The organism is Wolbachia endosymbiont of Encarsia formosa, from assembly GCF_039540065.1.
GTDB lineage: Bacteria > Pseudomonadota > Alphaproteobacteria > Rickettsiales > Anaplasmataceae > Wolbachia.
Genome location: NZ_CP154278.1, coordinates 950,991 through 965,768 on the forward strand (window position 1 = coordinate 950,991; position 14,778 = coordinate 965,768).

Sequence of the window (14,778 nt, forward strand, 5' to 3'; positions counted from 1 at the left end):
AAATTATTCTCTCAATGAATGTGTTTTCTAGCTTTAAAAATGCGAATCTCAATATCTTATCTTGAATTACTTAACTGTTGGTTCAAGTTTAAGTTCTTATCATGGTATGTATTTACATCTTTTAACACTTTAAGTGGTTCACCTAGACTATGTTCCACTTTTGTCTCAAATTTAAATCCCAAATTTCCAAAAAATTCTTGAAAATACTCAATAGTAATGTCACACAAACTTCTACCACTTGCTTTATAATTTTTCAGCTCTTTCGGAATATTAATAAGCACTTTACCATCCTCATATGTTATACTTCTACCCTTAGATTTTAACTTAAATTTTATTGAACTGTGAAAATTTGGTGTTTTAATATCATTAACAGGATTAATGCTGCACACCTTTATACAATCCATGCTAAAATTAAATTTTAGACAATTGGAGTCACGGCAATCCATGCTATAAGTTATTATTATATTAGAATCTAACACAAGCAAGCCAAATGGAGAAAGAGCCTTTAATATATGAAGAAACAGAAAATGATTATACCCTTCTTGATGATAGTTAGTTATCAATTCTTCCATGATAGAGTCACTCGGAACTTCTGCACCAGCATATTCAAATATTTTTATGAAAATTTGCTTAAGAAATGGACAATAGTTCTTTCTTCCATTCTCATCTTCTAAAATGAGATCTTTATGTTTTGAATATAGCTTCTCAATAAGCTAATTAGGCACTTCTTTCTCGTTAATAGTAAGGTTGTGTGATCTACCAAGGTCAATATATGTTTTGTAACTAAAGTTCCAACTATCTGATTTTATTGATATAGACTTTAAATCAGCATACTTGAGCTTTTCTACTTCAGATTTTAATGCATTAACTATTTTTTTTGACATATCACAATTTTATATTATATACATATTACGTACTTTTCATCATAAGTAAAGATTTTCTGTAAAACTTGATTTACTTTTTATTATACTCAGCTTATTAAAAAAAGGATGGATTTCAATATCTTATTTTAAATTCTTCAAGTTTAGATTCTTATCTTGGGATATATTTATATCACTTAATACTCCAAGTGGATTATCCAGGATATGCTCAATTTTTGTCTCAAAGTGAAATCCAAATTTTTCGCAAAATTTCTGAAAATACTCAATAATAACGTCAAACAAATTCTTATCATTTGCTTTGTAGTTTTTCAGCTCCTTAGGAATAGTAAGAGACACTTTACCTTCTTCATACTTCACATTTTCACCCTCACATTTTAGTTTAAACTCCACTGAGTTTTGTAAATCACATACTAAAATTTTATTATCGTGATATATGCCATCATTTACGCTAAAACTAAACTTCAGACAATTTGGATCTTCACAACTTATATAGGTACTTTCTCTGTAAGAAGGAATTAAATAGTGGAATGAATACGTGCACAATCCAAAAGAACGAAGTGCTTGACTTTGAGAAGAAAAGAACTTCTTGTACCCAGACCTGTTATAATAAGTTATCAATTCTTCCATAATAGGGTCATTTGGAACTGCTGCACCGGCGTTTACAAATACTTCTGTGAAGATTTGCTTAAGAAACAGACGATAACTCCCTTTTTTATCCTTATCTTCCGAAATGAGATTTTTATGTTTTAAATACAAATTTTTAATGAAATCATTAGTTATTGCCTTCCCATTAATAACAAGATCACAAGCAAATTCATATTCACTATTGAAGTCCATATCCAAATCCTTATATGTTCTATAATCAGAACTTTCTGTAGGCTTCAAATCAGCATATCTCCTCTCCCTCGTCTTATCTTTCAGCTGATTAATCACTTTTTTTGACATATATACTATTAATAGCTCTTATGCTATAATACACATATATTTGCTAACTTTTCATTAATAGAGACTTTCAATCATAGCTTGCGCTTTATATCTGCGATTGCTTTAACGATAGCTTTTCCAATTCCATCTGATCTACTTGTACTTTTTCTAACTCACTTTTTACCTGTTTATGGTATAAGTTTGCTCCTCTAACCCAAGATAGGTCACCATTTATTGTACAAACGTAATTGCCATTGTTCTTTTCAAAAAAAAAATAACCCTATTTTGCTTTCGTCTTGACCGATTAATCCATTACGGACTACTTCTACTGTATAAAATTGACCTAAATTTAAACCTATTTCACGATACCTAGAATAATGACACACTAGCGGCTCATATAGTTCTCTGATCTTACCATTTCTTAGATCAACTATTTTGTGCTCTATCTTATCTAATTCCTCTATAACACTCCTCCCTTTTTTCTTCGCTTCATCATCTAACAGCTGTTTCTCTATCAATCCTTTATAAATATCAAAAAAACGTGTTTTTTCTTTTTTCGCAAAATTAGATAAACGCTCTGCTAACTCATAGCACATTTTTTCTTGACTCAGTATTTCGCTTTTATATTGAGATAAAATATTAATCGCTATACGTGGACAACTTACTGCAATCAGATAATTATTTAAATCCGTTTTAATAATTTTGCCGGTCTCTTGATTAACATGTGCAGTAATTTGCCCTAACAAAATTCCCTCAGGGATTGTTATATCCTTCCCTATATGAGGGTCAATGGCTTTTAAAGAATCAAAGTCTATATATATTGCACCTTTCTCTCCTGTCATTTTTTCTGAAAGAGCCAGAGCAATTAATCTAAAAGTGTCTATTTCAATGGCAAAGTATGTTCTTTGTTAATCTGTCATATTATACATACTTTCAAAGAAGTCCTTTATGCTAATGTCTTCACCATCTATCTTCCACCCTCGATCTATTTCGCTCCAGTCATATTGGTGTAAGTCTACAACGTGAACTCCTTCAATTTCTTTCAGTTCACGCTTTAAATCATCTATTTGATTTTCTTCAAATCCAGGACCATTGATAACCAAATATATGTCCCTCTCCTCTTTATTTACTAATTTATGATTTTTAATTATTTCTAAATAATTCAGGGTACTATTTTTACCATTCGGTAAAGATGCACCACGTACTCTTGGCACCCATGTTAGTATTATTGGCGCTTTATTTGATAATTCATTTACACTATTAGTCATAATTTTACCTCACTATATTGCTATGTTAATATTATAGTGGATTTTTTAATGAAACACAAGTTCCTGCTGGTAAGATCTCATTTATGAAGTCCTTCTCTCCTAGTTTACAATTTTCGCTTTCGTATGTAGGTGACTGCTTTTAGGTAACCCTGGTTGCACTTCGAAAAAAAGAAAATAGTTCTAGTACTTTTTGAATTGTGAGCCATTGACGTTAGATATACTGGTTACCTCCAGTGGTTCGGCGCCAAGATTGTTTAAATCTTTCTCTTTACATTTTTCCATAAAAGCACGAACTTTCTTTCGACGTTCAAGGAAAAGAGTAGATATATCTAGCTTATCTATCACCTTCAGTGATTTACCAAGGCTATGCTACATTTTTATATTATGCTAAGAATCATACTCTATCCTTGTATCAAACTTAAAGCCCAATTTCTCGTAGAGCTTTTTAAAGTATTCAACAAGATTATTAATAATATCAGTAAGCTTATCGAGCAGACTGTCATTACCAGCTTTGTAGTCTTTTAACTCTTTAGGAATTGTAAGTAATACTTTACCATCTTCGTATGTCACATTTTCGCCCTTACATTTCAGATTAAATTCTACTGAGCTTGATAAATCGCATACCTTATAAAGAAGACAATTACCTCCAGCATTAACATATTCTATAGTATTACTTACAGGAATGCTTTCCATACAAAAGCTAAATTCTAAACAATCAGGATCATTGCAGTTCATACAAAAGGCTCTTCCATCATTATAACTTAGATGCAAACCGAGTTCAGACATTTCCGTTAAATTATAATTAACAAAAAACTTAGTATATCCTGCCTGATTATAATTAGTTATTAACTCCTCAATAATAGAATTATTTGTAACTATTGCACCAGCGTGTTCAAACATTTCTGTAAAAACTGCTTTAAGAAATGGACAATATTTGTCTCCCTCATTTTCATTTCTTATAAGCAGGCTTTCATGCTTTGAGTATAGCTCTCTAATAAACTCATTAGTTACTTTTTGTCCATTAATAGTAATATCACCGCATCTATTGAGATCTTTATATGTCTGAGTGCCAGAGTAAATTTCATACCAACCCTCTGAGCTTAATTCTTTAGCTCCTAAATCAGCATATTTGAGCTCTTTTACTTGAGATTTTAATGTATTAACTATTTTCCTTGACATAATAAGCTTTATAATTACTTTATATGTATATAATATTAACATATACTGCGTTAATTGTCAACTGTAAGAACTTTTGTCTCCGTATTATCTAATGAATCACCATAAGTGACTGCTTTGAGATAAAGCTTTTTTCCCTTTTGAACTTCAAAAGAAATTATTGAATCATCAAGCAGAACGAATTTTTCACCTGTGGTGTGTTCATATCTCTTAGTACCTTCTTGCCCTCTAATTAGATTGCTCAATTTGTATTTATTCTTATCTATAAGCTTGGTATCTTGGAATTTTATTACCTCTTTGCCAATCAATGCTAACGCAGTTGAATTAATGACATCCAAATGGCAAAAGCGTAATACCACTACAATCTCGTCATCGGTAAATTCGATTACATATCCGTAAGTAGATTGTATATTTGCGCTCGCGATGGGCTTATAATTTTTATCATCATACGAAATAAAAAGCGTTGCTCCTTTCCAAACTTCCTCTTCACTAATTAAAGTAAAACTTGCGATATTACCTTTAATATGCGGTAAATTATCATTTATATGATAGATTTACTGATGTGAGAAGGAGGGTATTCTTTCAGCATAAGTGATCTTGTTGAAGGAAAGGAGAGCTTGTATATATAGGGATCATAACCAACTCCCATTACTTGAATGGACATGCTTTCAAACTTTGTTTTTATAATTCTCATCGTATGTCTTTTCTCGCCATCTGAAATTGCTATGACATCACTTGGTAAAAGCCATGCATATTTTATCTGGAGCTTAAAGTTGTATACATTTCTCTCTTGCCACGAAGAATAAAGTAAAACTTCATCTATATTTTGCGCCTCCCCTTCCTCCATAATGAGAGGTATTGGAACTGTTGCAGCATTGCCCTGCTTTGGCAGTTCAGCATATTTCACATCAATTGGATAGCCAAAATTGCGGTTAAAATAGACAACATTGACTTTACTATTTAAATCTATCTGACTAATATTAACAAGTTTTGCAACGTTATTGGTAACCATCTCGCCAATTGGTATTTCAGTTTTCACTCCCCTGCCCTTTTGAATAAATTTCAGTTTTGAGTTCTGTTCAACCACATCAAAAAAATAGCACCTTCGCAGCATTTTAATAATTGAGCGTACGGGTTGCTGATCATTTATTACATACCCAGATAGTAATCCTTTAACATCACTTGTATCAAACTGATCGCCTTTGAGACCTACCTTTTGCAACAGATCAGACAAAACATCGGAAACATTAAGTTGTGAAATTTTTCCCTGAATCCAGTGCCCTGTTTGCCAATTATGGCAGTCAGTCCACATATCACACAAGTTGGGAAAATAAGGAAATGGCCTTGCATCCCACGCCCAGAGGAACATTTTCTCCACCATTTCTGAGCTTTGCCACTTTTTTAATGTTCCTTCGATTGCAGTTTTCTGTGAAAGAAAGCTCACCTCTCCGTTTGAGTATCGTGGATATTTACTCTCTATACTACCTTTATCAACAAACACATTGGGCTCATTAGTGCAGCCGTTCATACTGGGAAATCCATATTCGGTAAACCATATTTTCTTCATTTTTGGTTGCCATTTTGTTTTACTACCACCTGGATTTACATGAACTTCACTCCACCATTTCTCAATATTTTTCCATGCATATTCGCTGTCATTATACTTTATTTTCTCAGGATCACTTTTTGAGTAATCGTAAAAATAATCATACCCTACCCCACTGCTCCAACCACCCGCTACATCTTCCGCGGAATAGCCAAAAGGAGGTTCTGGTCCATCAGTTAGTGGAAAATAAGCATCGATGCCAACAACGTCAATGAACTCTGAAGACCAAAGTTCATCCATATTGTACCAACCATCATATGAATGATACTCACTCCAATCGGCAGCGTAAGTTACGTTTACTTCTTTTCCAAGCTGAAGCTTTACTTGCTTTGCAACTTTAACTAGCTCTGCTACTTAAGGATAATCACCCTCTACATCTTTTACTCTGGTAAGATGAGCAAACTCAGAACCAATAATAAACCCTTCCACTTTAGTTTGTTTGGCAATGCTCGCGTAATGCTCTATGAATTTGCTATACTGATTCTCAAAAAAATAACTTATATCTTCAGGAGGCCCTATCAATTTTCCTCGCCACTCTTTGTTTTCTGTGTCGAGCAAGAGCATTGGATAGAGCATAACCTTGTAGCCTCTGCTGTGTAGCTCTTTTATATATCTTATTAGCGCTAAATCACTAACTGTACCACCATATCTTGAATTTCCACTTTGATCTTTTGAAATTAGCTGAGCATTATCTCTGGTTATATTTCCCACTTGCCAATCATCAGGCACTACCCTAGAATCATCTTGAAATTCAACTGCAGGGTATATTTTACAATCTTTAATGTTCAGATCATTTACAAACCAATTGACTACTACTGATACCCATTCAACATTTGGTAAACTTTCCTTCAATTGGTCCAAAGAAAGCATAGCATCGCTCTTTTTTGTGTGATTATTGTGATTTACTCTTTGTGCCGGTCCATAGGGAATATATTGGCTACTGCTTATTCTTTCTCGCGCAATTTTCTTCTGTATTTTCGTATCATACACAAACTCCCCTGAACCTTGTATGATATTGATATTTTTAATGTTTTCTGCTACTGAGAATCCACTGAGCTTCAGTGCAGTTTGCACTTCAAATGTAAACACCGGAACACGATTACTATAGTCTTCCAAAGGAAAATTTTTGATGACTATGTAAGATATTCCTCTATAATCTGGTACATTCTTCTCACCTTCAATTGATAACATAAACGGATCAGGGTTTTGGTCTTCTCTGCCGTGGTAAAAAGTATAATCTATTTGGTCAAAGCTAAGCGATTTTGTACCCGCCCAGATTCTATTTAATTTTTCTACTTTCCCCTTGCAAATTGCAATTGCGAGTGTTGCATAGTAGTTATATGTAATATTTATACCTCTTCCTGTTTTATTTTGAGTGGTTATCGCCTCCTCTTTTATTGGCTGTGACCAAATAATGTTTCCATCAACGCGAGCAGTGCCATAGATAATTGGAATTTCTTTACCATAAGTTGAGGTTTGAACTTGCAGATTTTTCAGCCTCGCCTCATGCGTTATCTTTTGCTCAGCATCAAGACTAAACATTGCACTATCAAGCTGTGCACCAAGCAGAGCCCCGAGCTCTGAGCCGATAATTTGGCTAATTGGACCAAAGATACTACCTGCTTGACCTAAAATTGATGATAAAATTATTGTAGACATAATAATCCTCCTTTTTGATAGATTGTTTTGAATTTTTGAAAGAAGATCCCAGACTGGGATGAAATTGGGATCTACTGTATAGTAGTGTCATGCAACTGGTATCCAGGAAAAAAAGGATGTCATCCGAGTAGCTGACACTGGGATCCAGTGTTCTTTATTTCTGGATTCCAGCGTCACGCGCTGGAATGACATTAAATGATTTTTCTTTGAATTTGAGTTATGCAAGCAGCCCCTTTGTTGTCATGCAAGTAGCCCCTTCGATGTCACCCGAGTAGCCCTCTTCCTGTCATCCCAGTACTGGGATCCAACCTTTCTTACCAACAAAAAACTTGGCATAACTTGCGTGCTAAAAAAATTCCTGGATTCCAGTACTGGGATGACACCCTTTTAGAAGTTCCTTCTGGATAAAAACTATTGTCAAGCACTGGAATGACATGATTCGAATGTGTCACTTGAATGGCCAGACTGTGTAGTAATTCTCTTTATTCCTCGATTTGCCGCTTACTTACTCGAGAAGATACATCACTCAATGAAGAGCTTACTGATGAACTTCTAGATAAGTTTCCAGATGATAGCCTTGTATCCTTGTTTTTAGTTTTTCCGTTACTATGTTTCTCATTCTTCTTATCTTCAATGTTATGTTCCTTCTTAAATCTTTCACATAAAGTGAAAATAGGAGTGCTTTTGCCTTTACTTTTCTCCTCTCGTATATACTTGGATAAACCAATCAGATTTGCTGGTGAAAAACCATTAGTACTCTTTACAATAGTTTCAATATTTAGAGGGCTTAATTCTTTGAGATATTCTTTTAGTATTCCCCTACGTGTACTTTCTTTATCCAGCCCAGGAACCTCAATACACTCCAAACGACCACCCCTAGTAAACGCAGGATCTAAATGATCCTTATGATTAGTTGCAGCAATCACCATTATATTTTTTGAGGATAAAAACTCTTTATCCAATTTAGTTAGTAAATAAGTTAAAGGCCCTGCATCCTCATTAACAGTTCGCTTTTTACCAACTCCGTCAATCTCATCTATAAAAATCATATAAGGACTGTTTGTCTCTGCTTTCTCAAAAACTTGATCTATATTCCTTTGACTAGAAAAGCAAGACAAAGAAACAGACATAAACGCAAACAGAGATTTAGTTTGATTTGCAATTGCCTTACTAATACTAGTCTTACCAGTTCCTGGTGGACCGTACAAGAGATATCCTACGCTTTTTGACTCACAAATTCCTCTCAACTTTTCTTTTATGTCATTTGGTAATATAATATCACTAAATGTTGTATTTCACCCTCTTTCTTCATCTTTTGCGTAAAATTCTATATTCAGCTTTGCTTCTACTTCATTTTTTGTTGCAGGACTATTAATTAACCTTGCAGAAAGATCACTAACCTCTTTTTTTAACCCATTCACTTCATCTTTCGTTACAAAATTCTCTGAAATTCTATGAACTTTTTCTTCTATACCACTAAACCCGTATTTATTTTCTTTATCCTTTCCATCTTCTAATTCTTCTTTAATTGGAGTTAGCTTATTTTCTTCTTTCCTTAACCCTTTATTCGGCTCTTCGACTTCAGCTTTCGAGTTTTCTTGAGATTTTTTACTTTGTTTAATCATTTTATATGAAAACACAATTACTACTGCAGAAAGCGCAAATAAAATAAAAATAACAGGGGGAGCTATACTTAAAGCTGCAACTGAAGATAAAAATGCAACGTAAGGAGCTACAGCAAAAACTCCAGATGTAAGAAGTGTAAGGGAAGCAATAGCACCAGCTATAAAAAAAGTTATATTAGCTCTATTAGACATATTTTAGCTTATAAACAGTTAATTTATAAATAATACATTTAAAGAGTACAAGCTTTTCATAGTAAAGCAAGACTAACTAAAGAGATAACTCAAGGTGTCCTTAATCAATCTATGATCGAGGTATTATGCAGTATTAAGATATAAGTCAGTGTTCTTTTTCTTTCATTCCAGGGTACTGGAATGAAAGATGTTATGATAAGAAATTCAATAACTTAAAGTAGGTAATTAAAGCCTCTAATTAAGATCTAAATCTATAGTTATTATAAGCAACACTAAAGAAGTGCGGAAGTAAAAAGTTACGAAAGAGCATTATGTATACGTATGCTTTGTAAATCTACACTTTGCCACCCTTCTGTTAAGCTTTGCCTCCCTTCCATTACGTTTTGTCGCTCTTTTATTTCTTTTATTTCGTTATCGAATTTTGACATTAGATATTTAGCATAACCAAATGTTAATGATGTTGATGCAGATACAGCTATTGCTGTCATAAGAGATGTTAATGTACCTTCCATTGTCTCGGTCATAAAAAGCATTGCTGATACAGTATTACCTAACGCGGCAACTAAACCACCAACAATTATACTATCTTTAACTATCTTATCTTTCAAAAACCTTTTTATATCCTCTACTGTATCTTCTTGGCGATTTATAATGGCATAATATAAAGGAGTTTTCTGCAAACTATCTTTTTCATAAACATTTGCACCTTGAGATAATATAGCATTTACTATCTCTACATAGCCATCTGTAGCAGCATAATGCAAATGTGTCTGACCACTTCTATCTTTCACATGAACACTTGCGCCTTCAGCTAACAGAGCATCTACTACCTCTACATGATTACTTAAAGTAGTATAATGCAAAGGAGTACTACTATTTTCATCTTTTACATTAATATCTGCACCTCTTTTTAGTAGAACATTTACTACATCTATGAATTTATATATAGTAGCATAATGCAAAGGAGTCCGACCACTTCTATCTTTTACATTAACACCCGCACTTCTATCCAGTAGAGCATTTACTACATCTACACATCGACTATAAACGTCATGATGCAAGGCAGTCTCTCTATTTTCATCTTCTACATGAACATCCGCATGGCTACCTAATAAAACATTTACCAAATCCTTACAGCCACCTGCTGCAGATGCAATTAACAATGTAAATTTAGCATCAGGATTACTTTGGGTAAATATATGATTTACATAAAAATTTTTACTTTCCCACTCTTGATACGCTATCGTAGCTTCCCTTTGTAATACCTCTTTTATTTTATTAATTACGTTATCTTTATTTACACTTGCATCTTTATCAATTGCACTTAATATTTTTTTCAGATTTTCAAAATCCATCTTTACCTCCTATAACTTTACGTTGCAGTTACTACACAATTACAAACAAAAGTAAACACATTTTTGGAAATTATTTAGAAAAATAATCCATTGAAAAAGTCAGTAATTTACAATAAATAACTGATACATTTAATTGGAATAAATATGTGATGTAACTATAGTCATTATAAACAACAACAGAAAAAACACGGAAGTAAAAAATTTATGTTGACTGTACAATATCGATTTCTAATATAATCCAGAAATAAAAAAATGTCGGTGCTGAAGTTATATATCTGCCTCCATATTCTCCAGATTTTAACAAAATTGAGCATAATTGGTTTGCTATAAAAAATTGAGCCATAAAGAATATCCAGCTATTCGAACTATTAGAAAAAGAGCTATAATTATAGACCCAGCATACACTATAACTGGATTTTTTGAGAGGAATTTGTAAAGATTACACTAAACCTTTACTAAAAATGAAACGCTGTACCTTAAAGCTGATTTTCATACAGTTCTTGCAAGCGATAGCACTCTTACTTCTCTTGCACCAGAGTTTAAAATTTCCTGAGAGCAAGACTTTGCAGTTGCGCCAGTTGTTACTACATCATCAACCAATATCACGATTTTGTTTTTGATGATTTCGCTGTTGCTTATTTTAAAAGCCTTTTTTAAATTTTTTTCACGCCGTTTAAGTGAAAGACCAGCTTGAGGTACAGTGTGACGAATACGTTTTATTGCAAATGGTGTATAAGATAAATTAGATAACTTACTTAATTCTTTCGCGAGCAATGCTGCTTGATTATATTTACGTTTAAATAAGCGTATTTTATGTAGCGGTATGGGAATTATGACCTCTGCATTTTGAAATATGTCTTTGTTAGTTGTGTACATCCACTTTGCATAGACTTTCACATAATTTAAATTATCAAAAAATTTAAAATTTATAATCATATTTTTGCTATGTTCATCATAAGCAAAAACTGATCTTAATACTTTAAATGGTGAAGGGTTACTGATGCATTTACCACATGTATCAATGTTATCTGTAATTACTACACCACAAACATTACAGTAATGCTTAGTTAAAAAATTGATTTTTTTATTGCATTCACTACATAAATCATAACTTTTATCAATTATACGTTCACAACTTACGCATACGTTTGGAAATATGAGATCTGTAGCTTTTTTTAATAAGATAAGATTCATGAATTAAATATGTTAGGTATACCTTTTAAAATGCTCCTCATAACCTAATTATTAAGAAATAGTCGATACTTGATCCAATAAATATGTTTTAAGATACTTGCCTGTAACGCTTTTTGGAGTCTGTGCAACTTTTTCTGGAGTTCCTACAGCAACCACTTCGCCACCTTTTACTCCACCCTCTGGACCAATATCTATTATGTAATCAGCAGTTTTTATAACATGTAAATTGTGCTCAATAACTATAACAGTATTTCCTAAATCAACTAGCCTATGGAGTATTTTCAGTAAATTATTTACATCTTCAAAATGTAACCCAGTTGTTGGCTCATCGAGAATATACAATGTTTTCCCGGTAAATCGCTTTGATAGTTCCTTAGACAGCTTTATTCGTTGTGCTTCACCCCCGGACAACGTTGTTGACGACTGTCCAAGCGTTATATAGCCAAGCCCTACTTCCTGTAAAGAAATCAACTTTTCCTTTATCATTGGAAGATTTTCAAAAAAGTCACATGCTTGATCTATTGTCATATCAAGCACATCAGAAATTGATTTTCCCTTGTAAGTAACTTCCAATGTTTCTCGGTTATACCTCTGTCCTCTACATTGCTCACATTTCACATAAACGTCCGGTAGGAAATTCATCTCGATCTTTAAATGCCCATCACCTTTACAAGCTTCACATCTTCCTCCCTTGGTATTAAATGAAAATCGGCCTATATTGTAACCTCGTGCCTTCGACTCTGGGAGACCTGCAAACCAATTTCTGATGTGAGTAAACATACCAACATATGTTGCTGGATTTGATGCTGGGGTCCTACCAATTGGCGATTGATCAACTTCTATAATTTTATCTATATACTCAAGGCCTTCTATTTTGTCGCATTGACCATGCCTTGCAGATGAATGATTTATCTTGTGTGCTGAGTATTTATATAATGTTTCTATCACTAAACTTGATTTCCCTCCTCCTGATATTCCAGTAACACAAATAAAATTCCCTATAGGAAATTCAACATTTATATTTTTTAAGTTGTTCTCACAAGCATTAACTACCTTTATGAACTGAGTTGTTTGCTTTCTTCTTTTTGAAATTGAAATTTCCTTCTTTCCACTTAAATACTGTCCTGTTATGCTTTCTGAATTTTTTTGTACCTGATCTGGTGTTCCTTCTGCAACGATTTTTCCTCCATTCACACCAGCTCCAGGACCAATATCAATCACATAATCAGCAGCCATTATTGTGTCTTCATCATGTTCAACAACAATCACAGTATTACCCATGTCTCTCAGATTTTTAAGTGTGGTAATTAATCGATCATTATCACATTGATGAAGGCCAATTGAGGGCTCATCAAGCACGTATAGCACCCCTGTTAAACCAGAGCCAATTTGCGAAGCAAGCCTGATCCTCTGGCTTTCACCACCAGAGAGAGTGCTAGATTCACGGTCAAGTGTAAGGTAATTTAGCCCTACATTCTTTAAAAATGTCAGCCTTTTGATTATTTCGTTTAATATTTTATTTGAAATTTGCCTTTGTTGTTCTGTAAGTTTATCTGATAAATTTCCAAACCACTTAAGGGATTCATCGATGCTGAGCCTTGATATTTCACCTATATGTTTTTCGTCAATTTTCACTGTAATTGCTTCTTTTCTCAATCTATAGCCAGCACATTCTTTGCAGTCAGTAACAGAACAATACCTATCAATAAGTGATGCATCGTAATCCATCTGGCGTTCTAGGATACTGACCAAACCTTGAAATTTCATTTCTCTAGAGCCAAAAAGTATTAAATCCTTCACTTTTTGGTCTATATTATTCCACGGAACATCAAGGCTAAATTTGCAATTTTCAGCCAGTGATAGAATTGCATTTTTTAGCAATCCATAGTTTGTATGCACTTGACGGAATATTGATCCAATTGGCTTTAAAGCACCTTCAGATATCGAGAGCGTTTCATCTGGCACTATTAGCTTTGCATCAACACTTAGTTTTTTACCGAGCCCACTGCATGAACTGCATGCACCGTAGGTGCTGTTAAAAGAAAACAATCTTGGCTCTATTTCTTCAAGAGTAAAGCCAGACTCAGGACATGCAAAGTTCTCTGAGAAAGTTAAAGTTTGACCATTTTTATACTCGGAATTGTGGTTATCAGGTAAGTTCACTATTTCTGCATACATTAAGCCATGGCCCAGCCTCAATGCTGATTCTATACTGCCTGGTAGTCGATTTCCTATATCATCTGACATGGAGATTCTATCTGCAATAACAAAAATATCATGTTTCTTGTTTTTATCGAGTTTAGGCAAGTCATCTATATTGTATGTTTCACCATCTATTTTTAGTCTCACGTAACCCTGCTTTTTAATTTCCAATATCTCTTTGAAGTGCTCTCCTTTTCTGCCACGCACAATAGGAGCAAGTATATATATTTTAGTTTCTAAAGGTAATGCTATAATAGTATCTACAATTTGAGATACAGCCTGTTTCGTTATTGGCAACCCAGTTACAGGCGAATAAGGTATTCCTACTCGTGCATATATCAAACGTACATAATCGTAAATTTCAGTAACGGTTCCAACAGTTGATCTTGGATTTTTTGAGATTGACTTTTGATTAATTGATATTGCAGGAGAGAGTCCTGTGATTGACTCAAAATCTGGTTTATCTTGAATATTAAGAAATTGACGTGCATAAGCCGATAGACTTTCGACGTATCTGCGTTGGCCTTCTGCATAAATCGTATCGAATGCGAGGCTAGACTTACCAGAACCACTTAGTCCAGTTATAACAACTAACTTATTTTTTGGTATATTGACATCAATACCCTGCAAATTATGCTCTCTTGCACCTTTAACTCTGATCATACTTCATGTACCTTTGACCATTACAGCCTCAAA

General features: G+C 33.8%; 14 protein-coding genes and 2 pseudogenes. 1 reads left to right on the top strand and 15 read right to left on the bottom strand.

All coding sequences use genetic code 11. From position 1 onward, the window contains the following. Positions 1-56: 56 nt before the first annotated feature. The 13 genes and pseudogenes from AAE962_RS06760 to AAE962_RS05210 form a co-directional block, all read right to left on the bottom strand. The gene (locus AAE962_RS06760) at positions 57-572 is read right to left on the bottom strand and encodes a hypothetical protein (RefSeq protein ID WP_410543826.1); all 516 of its coding nucleotides are present in this window, start codon (positions 570-572) and stop codon (positions 57-59) included. 141 nt (positions 573-713) lie between these two features. After that, positions 714-884: a hypothetical protein gene (locus AAE962_RS06765; protein WP_410543827.1), complete on the bottom strand. Its 171-nt coding sequence runs from the start codon at positions 882-884 to the stop codon at positions 714-716. A gap of 120 nt (positions 885-1,004) precedes the next feature. Further along, on the bottom strand, positions 1,005-1,826 hold the full coding sequence (locus AAE962_RS05160; protein WP_343288840.1) for a hypothetical protein: 822 nt from the start codon (positions 1,824-1,826) through the stop codon (positions 1,005-1,007). A gap of 242 nt (positions 1,827-2,068) precedes the next feature. After that, positions 2,069-2,647 carry a hypothetical protein gene (locus tag AAE962_RS05165; RefSeq protein ID WP_343288841.1) on the bottom strand — a complete coding sequence of 193 codons (579 nt, stop codon included), beginning with the start codon at positions 2,645-2,647 and terminating at the stop codon, positions 2,069-2,071. Between the two features lie 66 nt (positions 2,648-2,713). Next, positions 2,714-3,073: a hypothetical protein gene (locus tag AAE962_RS05170; RefSeq protein WP_343288842.1), complete on the bottom strand. Its 360-nt coding sequence runs from the start codon at positions 3,071-3,073 to the stop codon at positions 2,714-2,716. Positions 3,074-3,460: 387 nt separating this feature from the next. Then, positions 3,461-4,252 (bottom strand): hypothetical protein, encoded by a 792-nt coding sequence (locus AAE962_RS05175; RefSeq protein ID WP_343288843.1) that lies wholly within the window; start codon positions 4,250-4,252, stop codon positions 3,461-3,463. A gap of 50 nt (positions 4,253-4,302) precedes the next feature. Then, the gene (locus AAE962_RS05180) at positions 4,303-4,608 is read right to left on the bottom strand and encodes a hypothetical protein (protein ID WP_343288844.1); all 306 of its coding nucleotides are present in this window, start codon (positions 4,606-4,608) and stop codon (positions 4,303-4,305) included. A gap of 182 nt (positions 4,609-4,790) precedes the next feature. Continuing rightward, positions 4,791-5,630, bottom strand: coding sequence for a phage tail protein (locus AAE962_RS05185; protein ID WP_343289587.1), 840 nt, complete (start codon positions 5,628-5,630; stop codon positions 4,791-4,793). Between the two features lie 3 nt (positions 5,631-5,633). Next, positions 5,634-6,149 (bottom strand): annotated as a pseudogene (locus AAE962_RS05190) (glycoside hydrolase TIM-barrel-like domain-containing protein); the annotation flags it as partial. 60 nt (positions 6,150-6,209) lie between these two features. Beyond that, complete coding sequence (locus AAE962_RS05195; protein ID WP_343288845.1) at positions 6,210-7,514, bottom strand: glycoside hydrolase family 113; 1,305 nt, start codon at positions 7,512-7,514, stop codon at positions 6,210-6,212. A gap of 482 nt (positions 7,515-7,996) precedes the next feature. Continuing rightward, on the bottom strand, positions 7,997-8,722 hold the full coding sequence (locus tag AAE962_RS05200; RefSeq protein ID WP_343288846.1) for an AAA family ATPase: 726 nt from the start codon (positions 8,720-8,722) through the stop codon (positions 7,997-7,999). An 87-nt stretch (positions 8,723-8,809) separates the two neighbouring features. Further along, positions 8,810-9,331 (bottom strand): hypothetical protein, encoded by a 522-nt coding sequence (locus AAE962_RS05205; protein ID WP_343288847.1) that lies wholly within the window; start codon positions 9,329-9,331, stop codon positions 8,810-8,812. A gap of 296 nt (positions 9,332-9,627) precedes the next feature. Continuing rightward, positions 9,628-10,686: an ankyrin repeat domain-containing protein gene (locus AAE962_RS05210; RefSeq protein ID WP_343288848.1), complete on the bottom strand. Its 1,059-nt coding sequence runs from the start codon at positions 10,684-10,686 to the stop codon at positions 9,628-9,630. Between the two features lie 248 nt (positions 10,687-10,934). Between AAE962_RS05210 and AAE962_RS05215 the strand changes: the two are divergent. After that, a pseudogene (locus AAE962_RS05215) lies at positions 10,935-11,021 on the top strand (transposase); the annotation flags it as partial. A 154-nt stretch (positions 11,022-11,175) separates the two neighbouring features. On the opposite strand, the gene AAE962_RS05220 reads toward AAE962_RS05215, so the two are convergent. Together AAE962_RS05220 and uvrA are read right to left on the bottom strand one after the other, a co-directional pair. Next, entirely contained in the window at positions 11,176-11,880 is a 705-nt protein-coding gene (locus tag AAE962_RS05220) for a ComF family protein (RefSeq protein ID WP_343288849.1), read from the bottom strand. Between the two features lie 51 nt (positions 11,881-11,931). Further along, positions 11,932-14,745: an excinuclease ABC subunit UvrA gene (gene uvrA, locus AAE962_RS05225; RefSeq protein WP_343288850.1), complete on the bottom strand. Its 2,814-nt coding sequence runs from the start codon at positions 14,743-14,745 to the stop codon at positions 11,932-11,934. Between the last annotated feature and the right edge of the window lie 33 nt (positions 14,746-14,778).